This is a genomic window from Janibacter sp. LM (genome assembly GCF_039631275.1).
GTDB classification, from domain to species: domain Bacteria; phylum Actinomycetota; class Actinomycetes; order Actinomycetales; family Dermatophilaceae; genus Janibacter; species Janibacter terrae.
The window spans coordinates 1-20,161 of record NZ_JBDIVG010000002.1; the positions used below are offsets into that span (position 1 = coordinate 1).

The 20,161-nt window shown below is 64.9% G+C and carries 10 protein-coding genes; 9 read left to right on the forward strand and 1 reads right to left on the reverse strand.

Features of this window, described 5'->3' with window-relative positions:
* The 9 genes from ABC138_RS01950 to ABC138_RS01990 form a co-directional block, all read left to right on the forward strand.
* A partial coding sequence (locus ABC138_RS01950) for a site-specific integrase (protein WP_345912586.1) occupies nt 1-1,302 on the forward strand: 1,302 nt, incomplete at its 5' end.
* Nucleotides 1,303-1,313: 11 nt separating this feature from the next.
* Nucleotides 1,314-3,062, forward strand: coding sequence for a hypothetical protein (locus ABC138_RS01955; RefSeq protein ID WP_345912594.1), 1,749 nt, complete (start codon nt 1,314-1,316; stop codon nt 3,060-3,062).
* Entirely contained in the window at nt 3,059-4,939 is a 1,881-nt protein-coding gene (locus ABC138_RS01960; RefSeq protein WP_345912587.1) for a hypothetical protein, read from the forward strand. The genes ABC138_RS01955 and ABC138_RS01960 overlap by 4 nt, the downstream gene beginning before the upstream one ends.
* Nucleotides 4,936-5,373: a hypothetical protein gene (locus ABC138_RS01965; protein ID WP_345912588.1), complete on the forward strand. Its 438-nt coding sequence runs from the start codon at nt 4,936-4,938 to the stop codon at nt 5,371-5,373. Before ABC138_RS01960 ends, ABC138_RS01965 begins: the two co-directional genes overlap by 4 nt.
* Before the next feature lie 8 nt (nt 5,374-5,381).
* Nucleotides 5,382-9,386: a hypothetical protein gene (locus ABC138_RS01970; protein ID WP_345912589.1), complete on the forward strand. Its 4,005-nt coding sequence runs from the start codon at nt 5,382-5,384 to the stop codon at nt 9,384-9,386.
* Nucleotides 9,383-12,829, forward strand: a complete 3,447-nt coding sequence (locus ABC138_RS01975) for a helicase-related protein (protein WP_345912590.1) — start codon at nt 9,383-9,385, stop codon at nt 12,827-12,829. Before ABC138_RS01970 ends, ABC138_RS01975 begins: the two co-directional genes overlap by 4 nt.
* Before the next feature lie 32 nt (nt 12,830-12,861).
* Entirely contained in the window at nt 12,862-14,499 is a 1,638-nt protein-coding gene (locus ABC138_RS01980; protein WP_345912595.1) for a site-specific DNA-methyltransferase, read from the forward strand.
* A 4-nt stretch (nt 14,500-14,503) separates the two neighbouring features.
* The gene (locus ABC138_RS01985; RefSeq protein ID WP_345912591.1) at nt 14,504-17,584 is read left to right on the forward strand and encodes a DEAD/DEAH box helicase family protein; all 3,081 of its coding nucleotides are present in this window, start codon (nt 14,504-14,506) and stop codon (nt 17,582-17,584) included.
* 13 nt (nt 17,585-17,597) lie between these two features.
* Entirely contained in the window at nt 17,598-19,388 is a 1,791-nt protein-coding gene (locus ABC138_RS01990) for a DUF262 domain-containing protein (RefSeq protein ID WP_345912592.1), read from the forward strand.
* An 86-nt stretch (nt 19,389-19,474) separates the two neighbouring features.
* Here the strand turns inward: ABC138_RS01990 and ABC138_RS01995 are convergent, their stop codons facing one another.
* Nucleotides 19,475-20,101 (reverse strand): HNH endonuclease family protein, encoded by a 627-nt coding sequence (locus tag ABC138_RS01995; RefSeq protein WP_345912593.1) that lies wholly within the window; start codon nt 20,099-20,101, stop codon nt 19,475-19,477.
* Between the last annotated feature and the right edge of the window lie 60 nt (nt 20,102-20,161).

Genomic DNA, 20,161 nt, shown 5'->3' on the forward strand with positions numbered 1-20,161 from the left:
GCCTTCTTCGCGTCGGCGAGCTACAGGTTGCTCTCGGAGCAGACCCAGGTGTCCTACGCCAAGGACCTGCGGCTCTTCCTAAGTTTCCTGGAGTCGCAGGGAAAGCCGTGGAAGGAGGCAGCGTCGTCAGATCTTCTGGATTTTGAGTACTGGCGTCGGCGCGATCCGGACAACGAGCACCGGGTCTCTGGGGCGAAGTTCAGTCGTGAGCTTGCGGCGTGCAAGAAGTTCTTCGCCTGGCAGCACAAGCGTGGCGTGATCGCCAGTGACCCGGCCGCCGATGAAGTCGTTTCTGCTGGGGATGCAGGCTCGCGTTCGCTGCGGCCCCGCGATGCTCGGCCTGTCCGGGTGAAGTGGCTGACACCGGGTGCATACGCGCAGTGGCGGGACGTGGGTCTTGCCGGCCGGCTGCCCGATGGCTCGGCCGACCGCTCCTGGCGGGGGCGAAATGATGGACGCAACGTGGCTTTCGCCGATCTGCTCTGGTCCAGCGGGTTGAGGCTCAGGGAGGCTGGCACGTTGTTGGTGCAGGAGCTGCCCGCCGTCGACAGCCCGGGCCAGTTCCTGCGGGCAAGGGTGGGTGGTGGCGTCGCCAAGGGCCGGGGCCGGGACTTCTGGTTGGCGGCCTCCGCGCGTCGCCAGCTGGAGGCCTACGTGCTCTCCACCCGGGCCGAAGCGGTGTCTCGGGCGCGCCGTGAGGGTCGCTACGAGGACATGCCGGGCCGTCAAGTCGTGGTCGGTCATGACCGTTCGGGCCTGCGGGTCCGGGACGGGGACGGACATGTGCGGACAACCAGCCTGGACCATCTCGACTGGCGCGACCGGGCCCGTCTGTTCGTCCAGGAGGAGGCGGGCCTCGCTCCGGCGATGCTGTTCGTGGGCGACTCGGGGCTGCCGATGCGGTACGAGTCCTGGGAGGCGGTCTTCTCGACCGCCAACCGGCGGTGCGCCCGACTGGGCGTCCCGGTCTCCTGCTACCCGCACATGCTGCGCCACTCGTTCGCGCTACGGATGCTGGTGACGTTGCTGCATGCGTTCGACCGGCGGATGGGACTGACGCCGGAGGAGCGCAGGGACTACCGGATGCTGTTCGGCGACCCGTGGACCCTGGTCCAGACCTTGCTGGGGCACACGAACCCTCAGACGACCCGGGACATCTATCTGGAGCCGATCTCGGGTCTGCAGGTCGACCTGTTCCTCAACGCCGAGGACTCCACGGGGAGTGAGCAGGAGTTCACCGACTTCGTGCACCGGCATCTGGCCGCCACCGGCCTGGTCAACGATGGCGGTGGTGGACGGTGACGCCGGTGTCGATGCCAGCAGCGGGCTATCGCCGCCCCGACCGGTTGGATCCGACCGGGCTGGTGGTGTCGGTCATCGGCACGGACGGGCGGGAGGTCGGCCCGTTCGATTTCAGCCAGGCCCCGGCTCACGGGCAGGTGCGCCAGCAACTGGTCGGTGCCTTCGTCGAGGCCACCGGACCGGATGGCAGGTGGCGCTCGGCCGCGACGATGGGCACCGCGCACCGCGCCTCGGTGGCCTTCCTGCGCAGCCTGGAACCGCTGGGGATCAGCATCATCACGTTGAGCGACTTCGGTCCCGAGCACTGGTGGACCTGGCGGGGCGACCGGGAGTCCCGGAACCGGTGGCCTGGTCAGGTGAACATCATGAGGGTCTTGCTCAAAGAGGCCCCTGAGGTCGGTGCCTTGACCAGGCGCGCCCTCGCTCAGCGGACCCACAAACCACGCAAGAGGCTGTACGACTCCTACTCGGTCGCCGAGTTTGAGGCCATCCGCCGCCGTGCTGGCGAGCTGGTCCGGGCGTGCGAGGCGAGGATCTCGGCGAATGTCGCCGCGCTCGAGCGCCACCGTGACGGCCGGGTCGACGACGGGCCATGTGTTCCCTATGACGGGACCGACCTGTCCAGGGGCGAGCTTCTTGAACGGCTCGTGCAGGACGGGCGGCTGCGGTTCGGGCGCGGCGCGCACGAGGCTGCCCGGCTGGCCGCCGACGTCCTGGGAACCGGGGACCTGCACCCCACCTACGCACTCTTCCCGACCAGGATCGAGCTGTTGTCGGTCATGGCAGCACTGGTCTGCGACCGCGGGTACAACCTGTCGACCCTGGAGTCGATGGTGGTGCCCGACCTGGCCTCCGTACCCGGACGGGACGAGGTGCTGGTGACGCACCTGGACAAGCCGAGGCGGGGGCACCGCAGGTACTTCACCAACTCCTTCTCCGGGCCCCACGCCCGAACCTTGCGCACCGCCCTGACGATCACCGCACCGGCCCGGGAGTGTCTGGAACGCCTGGGGCACGCCACGGACCGGCTGCTGATCGCCGGTACTTCGAGCGGGGTCACCGACCACCCCACCACGTTGTTCGTGACAGACGGGTTCACCAACGGCGGCGCGGTTCGCCGTTGGGACCAGGTCGCCGACCTGCGTGCCGACGACGAAGAACTGTTGCACCTGCACTTCGGCCGACTGCGTCTGTCCGAGCAGGTCATCAACCGCAAGTCCAGCCAGAACTCCGCCGCGGTCAGCGAGGACGTCTACCGCCGCCCGGACGCCCTGACCGCCCACCTGCACCAGGACGTGATCCTTGACGGCCAGGCCGAAGCCGTCGAGCACGCCACCGAGACGGTGCGGCTCCGTTACGCGCCGGTGCAGGATCTGGGCCTGCCGGCGACGACGGCACGCGCCGTCCGCTCCGGCCAGCTGGACACCGCGGCGACCGCGTGCCTGGACTTCACGCACAGCCCGTTCAGCCCGGACGGAGATCCCTGCACGGCCTCCTTCCTGATGTGCCTGGCTTGCCCGAACGCCGTCGCCACGCCCGCGCACCTGCCCCGCCTGGTCCTGCTGGATGAGGCCTTGGGCAACCTCGCCTCGGTCGACCCTGCCCGCTTCGATGCCCGCTACCGGGAGCACCGGGACCGGCTGGAGGACCTGCTCGAGTCCAGCACCACCCCGGGCGAGCGTGCCACCGCCCGCGACGAGGCCACCGACGCCGACAGGGCTGTAATCGAACGGCTCCTGCGACGGGACCTGGACGCATGACGACAGCAGCGGCCCCGGACCACCTGGGCGGATTCCCGGCCCAGTCTGGAGCGTCGCTTCCAGCGGCCGGGGCCACGATCGTTCCCGGCGGCTCGGTCTTCGGCGACAAGGTCTGGGACCTGAGCCCGCTGTGCCCGCGACCGACCACCCGGTGGATCCGCCTGGACTTCGAGCGCTGTCCGGCCGGCGTCCGGGAGGACATCAAGCACTTCTTCTACCTGACCCTGACCCAGGACACCCCGTTGGACCAGCTGGACCGTCCAGCCAGCGTCCGCCGCCGGCTGGCACCCTCGACGCTGAAGACGATGCGGGCCGACCTGCAACCGTTCCTGGACTGGCTGGCGACCCGCGGCACACCCCAGCTGGCCCAGCTCGACGAGGACGACCTGCGCGAGTACGCCGCCCAGGTCGCCACAGCACCCGTCGGGCAGAACCCCAAGTCCCGACGCCTGTTCGTGCTCAGCCGACTGTGGCTGCTCAGCCCCTACATGCGCCCCAGCGCCCGGTTGAGGCAACCGTTCTGGGAACGCGAGGGCATGGAGCAGGTGATCGGCAAGAGCGAATGGACCGCGGAGAACAAGTCGGTCCCGGTGCATCCGGCCACCATGTCAGCGCTGCTCGTGTGGTGCCTGCGACTGGTCCAGGAGGCACCACGACTGCTCCACCGGCTCAGCCTGAGCCCGAGTGCCACTCTTCCCGGACCGTCCGGTCGAGCGTCCCTGCCGTGGAGCGGTGAACTCGACCCGGACCAGGTCGATGCCCATCGGCGGGTAGTCAGCACGGCGTGCCTGATCACCGTGGCCTACCTGACCGGGATGCGAGCCGATGAGGTCCTGGGCCTGCGCCGCGGCTGCTGCACACCCACTGTCAGCACCACCGGCGCACCTGCCACCGGTTACCAGATCACAGGCCGCACCTACAAGGCAGCTGTCGCCGCGGGCCGCAGCCTTCCCGAGGGCGTCGACCGGGAACACCCCTGGGTCGCCATCAAGCCCGTCGCCGATGCCATCGCCGTGATGGAGGGCCTGCACGCCGGTGACCTGCTGTTCAGCGACACCCTCTTCAAGGCCCGGGTGACCGGGACCGAGCTCGATCCTGGCGGGCCTCCGTCAAGACGGGTGCACGAGGCGATCAAGCACCTTGTCAGCTGGTGCAACCAGCGCGCCAGCGACCTGGAGCGTCCCCACGACGTCGTCCCGGAGGACCCTGACGGACCGATCAACCTGCGCAGGCTGCGCCGCACCCTGGCCTGGTTCATCTACCGCCGTCCCGGCGGTCGGGTCGCCCTCGGCCTCCAGTACGGACATCTGCACGCGGCCACCACCGACGGGTACGGAGGCAGGGCCTCGACCGGCCTGCGGGACCTGTTCCCGATGGAAGAAGCCTTCGCCCTCAGCGACACCCTGCACCGGGCCGTCGAGCACCTGCAGGCACCCCCGCACGTCAGCGGCCCAGCGGCCGCCCGCTACCGGGCCGCCGCCAACGAGTACCGTGACCGCTTCCAGGGCCTCGCCCTCACCACGAAGCAGGCCGCTGCCCTCATGGCCAACCCGGCCATGCGCGTCTACGACGCACCTGGCCAGAGCCTCGCCTGCTGCTTCGACCCACGCAAAGCCCTCTGCCGGAGGGACATAACCACCACCGCGGGTGCGGCCACTACCCCGGACCTGACCGCCTGCGACCACCGGTGCGCCAACATCGCCCGCACCGAGGAGCACATCACCGCGCTCCGGGCGGAGCTGGACTCGCTGCAGGAGGAGCACGACTCGCCTATGACGCCCGAACCCTTGCGGCACCGTATCCGCGCCCAGATCGACCGGCGAGAAGCCATCGTCACGGCCCACCACGACGAAGGGCAAGAAGGCGGGCGGTCATGACCGAGCACGGACCAGAACGCCGGGCCATCCGGGAAGCGATGACCAGGCTGCTGGAGGCTCAGCCGGTCCGCTCCGACGGCAAGCTGACCATCAAGTCCCTGGCGGAGGAAGCCGGCGTCAAACGGTGGATCCTCACCCACCGGCACCAGGACCTCCAGGCCGAGTTCCGCGACCGGATCGCCGCGCACGGCACCGACCCCGAACCCGTCAGGGCGCTCAAGGAGCGCGTCGAGACCCTGACCGCGGAGAACCGCCGCCTGCGCGAACAGCTGCGGGAGACCAGATCGACCATCGCGATGCTCGAGCGGCACATCGCAGTCGAGGCCCTCGAGTCCAACCGCGCCCCAGCTGCTCCCACCCCGGCACGGACACTCCGGCCGGTCCCTGAACCAGTCCAACCGGCCGAAGAGCCGCCCTCTGACCCGAAAGGCTGAACCGGCCAATGCATCTAGACGCGAGCAAGACCGTCAACTGGAACGATCCCGCAGCTCATGCCGGCGTCACGACGGACAAGGTCTTCATCGGGCCCGACCCGTTCGGCCTAGGGGGCGTCCAGGTCGCCGTCGGGAGGTCAGCGACTCCACCCTCGCGGCAGGCACTTCGCGACCTGTTCGCTGCGCGTCGCGGCAAGACCCAGCTGCAGCTCGTCGTCGCAGTCGTCAACGGTTCGACGACTCATCTCTTCGGGCCGGATCCGCAGGCCCAACCCATCGAGATGCCCACGGAACAGGCGCAACGGCAACTCCAATCGGTTCTTGAGGAACCTGATGTCCTGGCGGCGACCGAGCGCATCGCCGGCTTCCGGAAGGCCCACGACTCCACCGCTGTCGCAGGCTTCACGAACAGCGGTCTCTTCGCCACCCATCACCTGACCCAGAACGTTCCGCAGCGTCACGACTGGGACGACCTCAACCGTGCCGGCGCCGCCCTGCTGACCACCCGCGGACTAAAGCTCATCGACGCTCTGGGCTTCAAGACCAGGCCAGCGACCGGCGGTGCTGTCCTGCTGTCGACCCCCACCGATGCGTCACGCGCAGTCGCGGTCCTGCTCGACGACACCGAGCAGTTCGACTCCAAGAGCCCTCGCTTCCAGCTGTCTCCTGTCGCCTATGGCCTGGCAGTCGCGGCCCAGCAGGAGGTCCCATGGCTGGTCGTCCTGCGCAAGGACCAGATCCGCCTCTACCCCGGCCGGGACGGTATCGGTGTCGGCTCCAAGGGTCAGGCCGAAACCTACTTCGAGATCGACCTCTCCACGGTCGACGCCACGTTCGCGGGGCTGCTGCCGCTGATCTTCACCGCAGAGGCTCTGGCCGTAGCTGGCACGACAGACCAACTGCTGGCCGAGAGCACCCGGTACGCCACCGAGCTCGGAGACCGACTCCGGGAGCGGATCTACGAGGAGATCATCCCCTCGCTCGCTGTCGAGGTCACCCACCAGCTCGCCAAGCACGCACAACTGCGGCTCGACGCCGACGGCCTTGCGACCGCGTACCGCGTCACGCTGCGTATCCTCTTCCGCCTCCTGTTTCAGGCATACGCCGAAGACCGCGGACTGCTACCGTCCGGCCGCAACGAAGGCTTCGACGCGAACAGCCTCAAGACCAACGCCCAACGCCTCATCACTGCCGCGGACGATGAGTTCGGCGACTCCACGACCCTGTGGCGTGACCTGACTCAGGTGTGGGACGCCATCGACAAGGGCAACGCCCAGTGGCAGATCCCCGCGTACAACGGAGGCCTGTTCTCGTCTGACCCGGAACGGTCCCCAGACGGCGCGCTGTTCACCAAGATCCAGATCCCGGACCGAGCCATGGGGCCAGCCCTCAAGCACCTGCTGATCGACACCACCCGCGACGGTGTAGACGGACCCGTGGACTTCCGGTCCCTCAGCGTGCGCGAGTTCGGCACCATCTACGAGGGCCTGCTCGAAAGCTCACTCTCCAAGGCCGAGCAGGACCTCACGCTCGACCGCGACGGTGCCTGGGTGCCCGCCAAGAAGGGGGACGAGGTCCACGTCAGAGCAGGCGCGGTGTACTTCCACAGTGCCTCGGGCGAACGCAAGGCAACCGGGTCCTACTTCACCCCGAAGGTCGTCGTCGACCACCTCATCGAACGATCTCTCGTGCCGTCACTCACCGCGCACCTCGAGGGGATCGCCGACCACCTCACCAAGGGCGACCCAGCGGCTGCGGCCCGAGACTTCTTCAACTTCCGCGTCGCCGATCTCGCCATGGGATCGGGTCACTTCCTCGTCGCTGCGGTCGACAAGATCGAAGCGCTGATGCGCACGTTCCTCGCCCAGCACGCCGTACCCGGCGTCACTGACGAGCTGCTCCGGCTCGCCGGCGCCGCCAAGGAAGCTCTGGGCACGGATGACGTCGCCAAGTCTGACGTCGACGAGATAGGCCTTCTGCGACGACAGGTCGCCCGCAGGTGCATCTACGGGCTCGACATCAACCCGATGGCCGTCGAGCTCGCACGTCTCGCGCTCTGGATCCACACTTTCGTGCCCGGCCTCCCGATGAGCAACCTCGACCACGGCCTCATCAATGCCGACTCCCTGACCGGGATCGGAACGGTCGACGAGGCCCTGGACGTCCTCCAACCTGACCGTGCCCCCGGCCAGAGCGGGTTCTTCGACGACGTGATCACGGACACCCTCGCGTCCGCCAAGACACTCTTGGTCGATCTCGCCAACGCCGGTGAGGCCAACAAGGCGGAGATCGAGGAGTCCGCGCGGCTCCTCGATCAGGCCCGTGAGGCTTCCGCACCGGCGGAACGGGTGTTTGACGTCGCCGTCGCTGCCCGCGTCGGTGCCGTCGATGCCGGGATGATCTTCACCGAGGACGACATCAACGAACTTGCCCGCACCCCACAGGTGACGCAGACCATCCAGGAGCTGCGACCAGCGCACATGCCCGTCCTCTTCCCCGAGGTGTTCCTCCGATCCAACCCAGGCTTCGACGTCCTCATCGGAAACCCGCCGTGGGAAGAGCTCATGGTGGAGGAGCCCAAGTTCTGGCTCCGCGTACGCCCCGGACTGCTCGGACTCAAGCCCGCCGAGCTCAAGTCGGAGATCAAGCGGCTGCGACAGGAGCGACCCGACATGGTGTCGCAACTGGAGGAACTCAGCGAAGTCGTCGGCAAGATCCGCCAGACCATGCTCAAGGGCCCCTACCCCGGGCTCGGGACCGGCGACATCGACCTCTACCAAGCCTTCGCTTGGCGCTTCCTCCTCCTACTCAGGGAGGGTGGCCAGATGGGGGTCGTCGTCCCCCGTTCGCTCTTGGGAGCCGCGGGTCCCAAGCTGTGGCGGGAAGCCATGTTCGCCCTTGGTGATCTCCAAGCCGTCACGCTGGTCAACAACCGCCAGTGGGTCTTCCCCATCCACCCCCAGTACTCGATCGCCCTCGTGATATTTCGAAAATCCGAAACACCATCGGGGTACGTGCAGGTGTGCGGTCCGTTTTTCGACGAGACATCCTTCCTAGCCGGTCGCGACGAACTAGGCCAGGTCGCGGTATCGGCGCTGAAGGTGACAACCGGGTCCACGATCCCGCAAATCGCGAGCCCGCAGTCTGCCGAGGTTCTCAACCTCATCCGCAAGGCTCCGAGGTTGGACGCTCGCCGCCCGGACTGGGACTTCCGACCGGTGGCCGAGTTTCATGCGACCAACGATCGGTCCACGTTCGACGCAGGCACCGAAGGTACTGTCCCGGTCTTGGGCGGTGCCGGCTTCGACCTGTGGAACCCGAGCACCGGCGAGGTCTACGCGTATGGCGACCAGGACAAGATTGAAGCTGCCTTGCAGGCCAAGCGGAAGCGTCAGATCAAGCTCAAGAGCTCTGCATTTCACGGGCTACCCAAGGAGTGGGCAGACGATCGGGAGACGCTACCGATGCGTCGACCGCGCATCGCCTTCCGAGATGTCACCAACGCGACCAACACTCGCACGATGATCGCGGCGCTAGTGCCACCGACCGTCGCACTGACGAACAAGGCGCCCTACCTGTACCGACGTGAAGGCTCAGCTTCCGCCGAGGCGTACCTCCTCGGTGTCCTGTCGTCGATCCCACTCGACTGGTACGCGCGCAAGTACGTCGAGATGGGAATGAACCTGCACATCCTCAACGGCCTGCCCATCCCCATGCTCGACACCGAGTCGCCGATCGCCGCGCGGATCGTCCAGATTGCCGCCCTGCTCGCAGCGGTCGACGAGCGATATGAAGAGTGGGCCAACGAGGTGGGCGTCACGGTCGGGTCGGTGACAACCCAGTCGGAGAAAGACGATCTCATCGCCGAGCTCGACGCACTGGTCAGCCTCCTCTATGGGCTGACCGAGGACCAGGTCGAGCACGTCTTCGACACCTTCCACCGTGGCTGGAACTACCGACCGCGATTGGAAGCAGTCCTCGAACACTACGCACGCTGGAAGGGGCAAGCATGACGCAGTTGCCTGACTTCGCGACCAATCACCTCGCGAGCGAGGCCACGGTCCGCGTTGCTGACCGGGTGAACGAGCTCTTCCGGTTGCTGCGGGACAACAAGGTGAGCCCGCCGCCCCTCGCGATTGCAACGGCATACATCAACCCGGGCGGGTTCGCCCTCCTTGCTGATGAGCTGGAGCGAGCACCTCGGGTCCGGCTGCTGCTCGGAGCAGAGCCGGAGCAGAGCGCGGTCCGAGCCGTCAGCGCCCATGACGCGACCATGGACTCTCGAATCAGCGCTGCGGTCGAGCAGCACGACGACTGGCTCGCCATGGAACGGGACACCATGGGCTTCGCACGGCAGCCAGACGCGGACGCGAGACGAATGGTGGAGTGGCTGCGTCATCTCAACCCGGATGGGACAGCACGGGTGGAGGTTCGGCGGTTCACCGGTGGATTCCTCCATGGCAAGGCATACCTGGTGGAGGACTCTGCGACCCAAGCCGCGATCGCCGGCTCTTCGAACATGACCTACGCAGGCCTGGCGCTGAATGCCGAGCTGAACCTCGGAACGGGTGGGGGTACTCATGCTGCCGCCAAGGTGCACGAGTGGTTCGAACGTTTCTGGGCAGTGAGTGATCCGTACGATCTGGCCGCGTTGTACGGGCGGTTGTGGGATCCACACGACCCATGGCTCATCTACCTGAGGATGCTGTGGGAGCTTTATGGAGCGCACCTGGATGACGAGAATCCGCATATCAAGACCGGTCTGAACCTGACCCGGTTCCAGGCCGACGGGGTTGTGCGGATGGAGCGGCTCCTGGACGAGCACGGCGGCGTGCTCGTCGCCGACGAGGTCGGCCTCGGGAAGACGTACCTGGCCGGCGAGGTCATCTACCGGACTGCCAACATCAATCGGCAACGCGTGCTCATCGTGGCCCCTGCGGCCCTGAAGACATCCATGTGGGAGCCCTTCCTGCACGAGCACGACTTCTCCCGATGGGTCAAGGTCTACTCCTACGAGGAGGTACGCAACCGCCTCGACCCCGGCCACCCAGGTCATCACGCGTTCATGCAGGAGATCGAGGACTACTCCCTGGTCGTGATCGACGAAGCACACAACCTACGCAACTCCTCTGCACAACGCTCGGGAGCAGTGGACCGCGTCATCACCGCCGGCAACCAGCCGAAACAGGTCGTGCTGCTGACCGCGACACCGGTCAACAACTCACTTGCGGACCTGGAGACATTGATCAAGTACTTCATCCGTGACGACGCCCGATTCGCATCCCTGGGCATCCCCAGCATCCGGGAGTACATCAAGCACGCCCAGGCGATCGACCCCGCGAACCTCACCCCAGAGCACCTCTTCGACCTGATGGACCAGGTTGCAGTGCGCCGCACCCGAAAGTTCGTCAAGGAGCACTACACCAACGAGATGATCGTCGGCCCAGACGGGAAGACGACCACCATCAAGTTCCCCCAGCCGAAGGTGCGCCGCCTCGACTACGACATCGACCAGGACGGGCTGGAACTCATCGACGCGATGGTCTACGCCCTCGACGACCCCACCGATCCCCACGCGCCCAAGGCGTGGGAAGACCGCTCCCTCGACCCCAAGCGTCTGATGCTCGCCAGGTACCTGTCCAGCATGTACACCCTCGACCAGGACCTGCTGGAGTACCAGATCACCAACGCCGGCCTGCTCCGCTCCGGTCTGCTGAAACGGCTCGAGTCCAGCCCTGACGCGCTACACGCGTCGCTTGAGCGCATGATCGTGTCCCACGAGTCCTTCCTGGGCGCCCTGCACCAGGGATACGTCCTGAAGGGGGAAGCGCTCAACGACTGGGTCTCCTCAGACTCCGACGACCTCGACGCGTTCGTGGAAGCATTCGACGACGACGAGCAGGTAGACGCAGCCAGCGGCTACCACGTCGCCGAACTTGAAGCAGACGTGCGTTCCGACATCGCTCTCCTACGCTACCTGCGCGACCTCGCCAGCAAGGCCCTGAGCGGGACGGAGCCGAAGGTCGACAAGCTTGTCGCAGAGCTCACTCAGATCGCCGAGCAGGCGCGTCGCATCGACGCCCGCGGCGTCACGCACGGGGACCGGCGCAAGGTCATCATCTTCTCTGCGTTCTCCGACACGGTCATCGCGATCCATGAGGCCGTCGTCGCCGCGATCGACGCGGCGCCACCCGGGTCACCGTTGAGTGACTATCGGGGCAGGGTCGCACCTCCGATCATGGGCGCCTACGCCAAGGTGCACGAACGGGGCGAGTCCGGCGGCGTCGACCAGGGCGGACGTGCCTCAACCATCGCCGGATTCGCACCCAGGACGGCCGGCCCGCGCAACGCCAACGGGGAGCCCACGGCCAAGGACGAGTACGACATCCTGTTCGCCACCGACGTCCTCGCTGAAGGGATGAACCTGCAACAAGCCGGACAGATGATCAACTACGACCTGCCATGGAACCCCATGCGGATCGTCCAGCGCCACGGCCGCGTCGACCGCATCGGGTCCCAGCACGACTACGTCCACCTCGGGCTGTTCTTTCCCAGTGAACGCCTGGACGACCTGCTCAGGCTCGAGGAACGACTCCAGAACAAGCTCGCCCTGGCCGACGCCGCGGTCGGCGCTGGAGAAGTCCTGCCGGGCCGCGGCCCCGGGCACGAGGTGAACCTCACGGACGACCACGTCACCGACGAGTTCGAGAAACTCCTCGACGCTGGCGGTTCCAGTGCGTCCCTCTCCGGCGAGGAGTACCGGCGCCGGCTCCACGGAGCCTTCACCACGGACACGACCACCAAGACTGAGATCCTCTCCCTCCCCTACGGGTCGGGAAGCGGATTTGAGAACCCAGCCGTGCACGGCAACGGGTACGTCTTCTGCATCCGCATCGGCGACAGCCACAACCCCTGGTTCCGATACGTCGCGGTTGACGAGAACTGGAGCCTCACACACGACGACACGGGGAACCCTCGGATCTCCGGTGACACACTGATCTCGCTGCGCGTTGCCGACCCTGGCAGCGTGAGCACACCACGATGGCTCGACGAGCTCGTCTACGACCGTGCCTTCGATGCCTGGGAAGTCGCGCGCACCGATGCCTTCACCACCTGGAGCCAGCTCACCGACCCGAACGCGTTCCAGCCCGACATGCCGTTGTCCTTCCGCGACGCCCACCAGCTGGTCTTCCGCGCTGGTGGATATCTCGGACGAGAAAGGCAGATCGACCTCGCGAACCGACTCCGCAGCGTCCCCTCCGCGAAGGTTTCCCGCCAGATGCGGCGTGCCCTCAACGAAGGGCGCACGGACGAAGAACGCATCGACCTGATCACCGACGTTCTGGAGGAGGCGGGCATCACGGCACCACCCCCACGTGAACCGCTCCCCGACGTCGAGCTCCATGAGGTGCGGCTGGTGACCTGGATGGCCGTGCGCGGTACTCGCGAGGTCTAACCCCCCCAACGGGTTGGTGACCCGTGAGGCCAGTGCCCTGCCGAGCCCCATGCAACACGCCTGAACCGTCGAGGGAACCGCCGTACAACACAGGCAGCGACTTCCTCTACGAGGACGATTTCGCCCAATCGACTAGCGAATATCTCGAGCGCTCGGGTCAGGTCGATGGTGGCGGCGCGAGGCTCGTGGCGAACCCCGACTCCAAGGGACGCTTCCACTCAGACTGGCTCGACATGATCTATCCGCGCCTGCGCCTCGCTCGGAATCTCCTCACCGAGGACGGCTACATCGTCGTCAGCATCGACGACGCCGAGTTCGCCGCAATGGAACTGCTCCTCGACGAGGTGATGGGCTCAGACAACAAGCTCGCCGTCCTCGTCTGGGATCGCAACCGAAAGAACGATGCGCGCTTCTTCTCGGTCGGCCACGAGTACATGCTGGTCTACACCCGCGACAAGGCGACGCTGACTGCCGCGGAGACCCGACTCCGCGAGCCGCAGCCAGGTGTACAGGAGGCGCGCGAGCTAATCCGCGAACTCGGGCGGAAGCACGGGACGAATTGGGATTCGATTCAAGCCGCCTGGCGAAAGTGGGCGGCCGCGTTCGCGGCAGACGATGAACGCCGCAAGCTGGGGCGATACAGCAAGGTGGGGCCGCGGGGGCCGTTCCGTGATGATGGGAACATCTCTTGGCCGGGTGGCGGTGGCCCGAAGTACGAGGTGCTGCACCCTGTGACGGGCAAGCCGTGCAAGATCCCCGATGGCGGGTGGCGCTATCCGAAGAAAGAATCGTTTGACCGAGCGGTAGCCGAAGGGCGGGTTGGTTTCGGTCCGGATGAGTCCACGCTTCCACGCCAGGTTCGATACTTGTTCGAGTCCGACGGCCTTGTGATGCGATCGGTCAATTTCAGCTACGCGCAGACGGCAGCCGTCGAGTTCCATGCCCTCATGGGCGGGCGGGTGTTCGACAACCCCAAGAACTGGCGAGATCTTCGTCGTCTGGTCTCGTATCTGACCGGTCCAGATGACATCGTTCTGGACTTTTTCGCCGGCTCGGCGTCGACCGGCCACGCCGTCATGGACCTGAACGCCACCGAAGGTAGCCAGCGCAGGTTCATTCTGGTGCAACTCGACGAGGTGCCGGACCCGAAGTCTGAGGCCGCCAAGGCTGGATACGCAACGATCGCTGAAATCGCTCGCGATCGGCTTCGTCGCGTGGGTTCGGCGATCCAAGGCGATCATGAAAGCGGAGGCACGGGAACGGACGTCGGCTTTCGGAGTTTGGCCGTCGACACGACGAACATGGCCGACGTGCTCCGAACCCCCGACGACACAGACCAGGAGCAACTGGACGGTCTCGAGGACAGCGTAAAGCAGGGCCGCACCGGTGAAGACCTTCTGTTCCAGGTGCTGCTTGACTGGGGCCTTGACCTAGCACTCCCTATCGAGGCCGGGCAGGTCGAGGGGCAGACGGTGTACGTCGTAGATGAAGGTGCGCTCGTCGCGTGCTTCGACGAGGAGGTCACGGTTGAGCTTGTTCGCGCACTCGCCAAGCAGGAGCCACTGCGCGCTGTCTTCCGCGACTCAGGTTTCGCCTCCGATGATGCACGGATCAATGCGGAGCAGATCTTCAAGGAGCTCTCGCCCGCAACGTCTGTCAAGGCCATCTGAACTGATGAAGCTCCAGTTCAAGATCCAGCCGTACCAGACCGATGCAGTCGACTCGGTCGTCGACGTGTTCGCAGGTCAGCCGCGTCGTACCGGCATTTCGTACCGAATCGACCCCGGCAAGGTGAAGCCCAACGCGGCACCAGCCCTGTTCGAGACCAGCACGACCCCTGACTCTGGCCTGCGCAACGCCGAGATCGAACTCTCGGCGACGCAGTTGCTCGCAAACCTGCACCAGGTGCAGAATTCCCGGAACCTGCCGCTGGCGCCGAAGGTCGTCGACAGCAAGGCCGCGCCAGGTGCGCCCAACCTCGACATCGAGATGGAGACAGGTACTGGCAAGACCTACGTCTACATCAAGACGATCATGGAGTTGAACAAGCGCTACGGGTGGTCGAAGTTCATCATCGTCGTGCCGTCCGTGGCGATCCGCGAGGGCGTCAAGAAGTCGTTCGAGGTCACGGCGGAGCATTTCCAGCAGACCTATGGCACGAAGCCGCGATCGTTCATCTACAACTCCTCGCAGCTCCATGAGATCGAGCGATTCAGCTCCGACGCGGGCGTGCAGGTCATGATCATCAACATCCAGGCCTTCAACGCGACGGGTAAGGACAATCGGCGCATCTATGACGTGCTGGACGACTTCCAATCGCGTAGGCCGATCGACGTGATCAGCGCCAACCGGCCGATCGTCATCATCGACGAGCCGCAGAAGATCGGCGCTGCCAAATCGCTGGAAGCTCTGTCGCGCTTCAACGCCCTGATGGTGCTGCGCTACTCGGCCACCCACAAGGTCGAGCACACCAAGGTCCACCGTCTCGACGCGCTCGACGCGTACAACCAGAAGCTCGTGAAGAAGATCGCTGTACGCGGGATTTCGGTCAAGGGGCTCGCTGGGTCCACCGCGTACCTCTACCTCGATGCGATCGAGGTGAAGAAGGGCCAGCCGCCCACTGCCCGTGTCGAGCTGGAAGTCCAGACCAAGGGCGGTCCGATCAAGCGGCAGCTCAAGCGCGTCACCAAGGGCACACGACTGCACGACCTCGCGAACGGGATCGAGGCCTACAAGGACCTCGTGGTGACCGACGTGAATGCCATCGACGACACGATCATGCTGAGCAACGGGGACGTTGTCGTAGCTGGACAGCTCGCCGACCGCGACGTCACCGAGGAGACCAAGCGTCGCATCCAGATCCGTGAGGTCATCCGGGCGCACATCGACAAGGAACGGGAGCTCTTTAGTCAGGGCGTCAAGGTCCTCTCGCTCTTCTTCATCGATGAGGTCGCCAAGTACCGCGACTACGATCGCGAGGACACCTTGGGCGACTACGCCCGACTGTTCGAGGAGGAGTACGCCGCGCTCGTCGAGGAGGTGCTCCGGGAGCTGGAACTCGACGACGCAACGGCTGCCTACAGGAAGTACCTCAGCCGCGACAAGCCCCGCGAGGTCCATCAGGGCTACTTCTCCATCGACAAGAAGAGCAAGCACCTCGTCGACGGCGCTGTGCACAAGACCGGTGACGAGAAGGGCCAGTCCAAGGACGTCGCGGCGTACGACTTGATCCTCAAGGATAAGGAACGCCTGCTCTCTTTCGAAGAACCCGTGCGGTTCCTGTTCTCCCACTCGGCACTGCGCGAAGGCTGGGACAACCCCAACGTCTTCGTCATGGGCATGCTCAAGAAGAGCGACAACACCATCTCTCGCCGTCAGGAGATCGGGCGCGGGCTGCGACTGTCCGTCGACCAGCACGGCGAGCGGATGGACAACCCCGTCACAGTTCATGACATCAATGAACTGACGGTCGTCACTGATGAGTCGTACACCGACTTTGTGGCAGGCCTCCAGAAGGAAATTGCGGAGTCGCTGGCTGCGCGCCCGCGCAAGGCCAGCGCCAAGTTCTTCACGGGCAAGACCATCCACACCCCAGACGGAGAGTCGGTCGTCGAGGAAGGGCTGGCTAAGGCGCTCTACAAGTACCTCGTGAAGAACGACTACCTGAACGACGATGACACCATCTCCGAGCCTTACAAGAGGGACAAGGAGGCAGGCACGCTCGCGGAGCCGACGTTTGAAGTACTCAAGCCGGTCATCGATTACGTCTGGCCTCTGGTCGACGCTCTCTACATCGACATCCCCACGCCGACCAACGACCGCAAGCCCAAGAAGATCCCACTCAACGAGGAGAACTTCAGGAAGAAGGAGTTCCAGGAACTGTGGGGCCGGATCAACCACAAGGCCGTCTACCAAGTGGAGTTCGACTCACCAGAGCTCATCGCCAAGTGTGTGAAGGCTCTCGACATTCACCTGAACGTGGCCTCACTGCAGTACGTCATACAGGCTGGCAAGCAGCGGAACTCGCTGGAGGCAGATGACCTGGCCGACGGCACCGGATTCGATGTCTCGACGACCTCGACCCAGACCGAGAAGGCATCGGCCGGCTCTCAGGTGAAGTACGACCTCCTCGGGGAGATCACGGAGAAGACCCAGCTGACCCGACGCACCGCTGCCGCGATCCTTGGCGGAGTCAACCCGAACACCTTCGCCAAGTTCCGCCTCAACCCCGAGCAGTTCATCACAGAGGCCGCGCGACTGATCAACGAGCAGAAGGCCACTGTCATCGTCGAGCACCTGGCTTACGACGCGCTGGAAGATCGGTTCGACACCGCTATCTTCACGGAGAACCAAACTGCCCAGGACTTCGCCAAGGCAGGGGAGAAGCTCAAGAAGCACGTGTACGACTACGTCGTCACGGACTCAAAGGTCGAACGTGACTTCGTCACGCAGCTGGACACGAGTGTTGAGGTTGCGGTCTACGCCAAGCTGCCTCGAGGGTTCTTCATCCCGACGCCAGTCGGGGACTACAACCCCGACTGGGCCATCGCATTCACTGAGGGCTCCGTCAAGCACGTGTACTTCGTCGCCGAGACGAAGGGATCCCTTTCGACCCTGCAACTCAAGGGCGTCGAAGAGGCCAAGATCGAGTGTGCCCGGAAGTTCTTCGATGAGGTCAACAAGAAGTTCGAGGGCCAGGTGAAGTACGACGTGGCGGACAGCTACTCCAAGTTGATGGAACTGGTGTCGGGATGATGAGGGGATCGACGTGGCGAAGTACTCCGTGACGCAATCGGCGGTCACGCAGCTTCTGGCGGATGTGAGAGGCGACAAGATCGCCATTCCCGAGCTGCAGCGTCCGTTCGTGTGGGACAGCGTGAAGGTCCGCGACCTGATGGACTCCCTCTACAAGGGCTACCCGGTCGGCTACCTGATCACTTGGCAGTCGGTCGGTGCGAAGTTGAAGGGCGGACAGGTCGCCGCGCACCAGCAGATCTTGATCGATGGGCAGCAGCGGATCACGGCGCTGCGTGCCGCCGTCGCTGGTCTCCCGGTGATCAACAAGCGCTACAAGTCGGTGCGCATCGTCATTGCGTTCAACCCGATCACGGAGGAGTTCGCGACCCTTACGCCCGTGATCGGCAAGAACCCGCAGTGGATCCCCGACATCAGCGAGTTCTTCAACTCCGGGTCACATCTGTCGTTCGCCCGTCAGTACCTAGAGCGCAACCCCGACGTCGACCCTTCGGTCTTCGAGGCCAACCTGGGTCGGCTCGAGGGGATCAAGAACGCTCAGATCGGCATCATCGGCCTCGCAGATGATCTCGATGTCGAAACGGTGTCCGAGATCTTCATCCGCATCAACTCCAAGGGCGTGCCACTGAGCAGCGCCGACTTCGCGATGAGCAAAATCGCCACCTATGGCGACCGGGGACGAAACATCCGCAAGTTGATCGACTACTTCTGCCACCTTGCAGTGGCGCCGCACGCCTACGAAGACATCAGGGGCAACGACGAGGAGTTCGCGGCGACGCCATACCTGCAGAAGATCACCTGGCTCAAGGACGACTCGGAAGACCTCTACGACCCGGCGTACGGCGACATCATCCGTGTCGCTGGCCTTCTTGGTTTCAACCGGGGCAAGGCATCGAGCATCGTCAGCGAACTGTCCGGCCGTGATCCAGAGACCCGCAAGGTCGACGAGGAGCGCATCCCCGTGGCCTACGACAAGCTGGAGCAGACGCTGCTCCAAATCGTCAGCAGGTACCACTTCCAGAACTTCCTGATGCTTATCAAGTCGGCCGGGTTCATCGTCGACGGCATGATCAACTCCAAGAACGCACTCAACTTCGCTTACGCCCTCTATCTGCGGCTCAGGAACGACACATCGATGTCTGAGGGCGAGCGCAAACGGATCGTCAAGCGCTGGTTCGTGATGTCGATGCTGACCGGGCGTCACTCCGGCAGCTTCGAATCCACCTGGGAGCAGGACATCCGCCGGATCGGCGAGCAAGGCGCAGCGAATTACCTCAAGCAGATTGAGGAGTCCGAGCTGTCCGACGCCTTCTGGAACGTCACGTTGCCGGCATCGCTGGAGACGACCAGCACGGCCAGCCCCTTCTTCCAGACGTTCCTTGCCGCCCAGGTCGCCGGGAACGCTCGTGGATTCCTCTCCAAGGGGGTCACAGTCGCGGCCATGCACCAGCAGGCCGGGGACATCCACCACATCGTCCCCAAGGACTACCTGCAGAAGAACGGGTTCCCGGACCGCGGTGACTACAACCAGGTGGCGAACTTCGCCCTGACGGAGACGTCGATCAACATCTCGATCAGCAACAAGCCCCCGGCTGCGTACATGGCTGAGGTCGAGAGGCAGATCGAGACCGGCGTGTTGGTGCTGGGAGAGATCAGTTCGGCTGAAGACCTCGCTAGGAACCTGGTTGAGAACGCCGTGCCTGCCGGGCTCGGTGACGTCACTGCAGATAACTATCGCGAGTTCTTGACTGAGCGGCGCAAGCGGATGGCTGTCGTCATCCGCGACTACTACCGAAGGCTCTGAACGGACGCTGAAATCCAGCTCATGGGACATCGTGCCTTAGATGAGCGTGTCGTGCCGCGACTGGCGGACATGGGTACGGGTCCCGTCTATTGCTCGACCAGACCCGGCGGACCGGTCGTAGATCGGCCTAGGTCGCGCAGAGGCATCTGAAGGATCGCTCGCATGGCAGCTCCGTGCGCGGTGATCTGGGGTATGCCCCACGCGCGGTCCGCAGCGGTGATCGCGGCCATGAGTTCGAACTTGAGGGCCTCGTTTCCCGACCCGAACTCCTCGGCCTTGGCGGTCGCGACGAGGTTGTTTCGGCGCGAGTTTTCCGAGCTCGTCATGAGACACAGGTTCCCGAAGCGGTTGACCTGATCGTGCGGCAACGTGGATTGACCATGTCGCTCGCTGGGCTGAACGGGATAGAAGTGCTCGATCGACTTGCGGTAGCGAAACCTGTAGGTGCTGACGTCCGGGACGCGTGGGGACCCAGTTTGCCCCGCGCCGAAGAGATCCTTGTCGGTCAAGGCTCTGGTCGTCATCCCTCGCCACAGCGCGTAGTCCAAGTAGTTGAGGATGTAGTGAGGTACTGCGGTGCCCGTGTCGAGCACCGAGTCGGAGCCCGACGCCAGCATGTGGCGCGTGCGCGACTCGGCCAAGTCTTCGAGCGCGTCGGCGAAACGCTCACCATCGACGACGCCACCGTCGTGCTCACGCCACAGGATCTCCAAGATCCCGAACAGGAAGGTGGGACTGCTGCACGATCAGGTGACAGGTTGGGTCACGCAGCC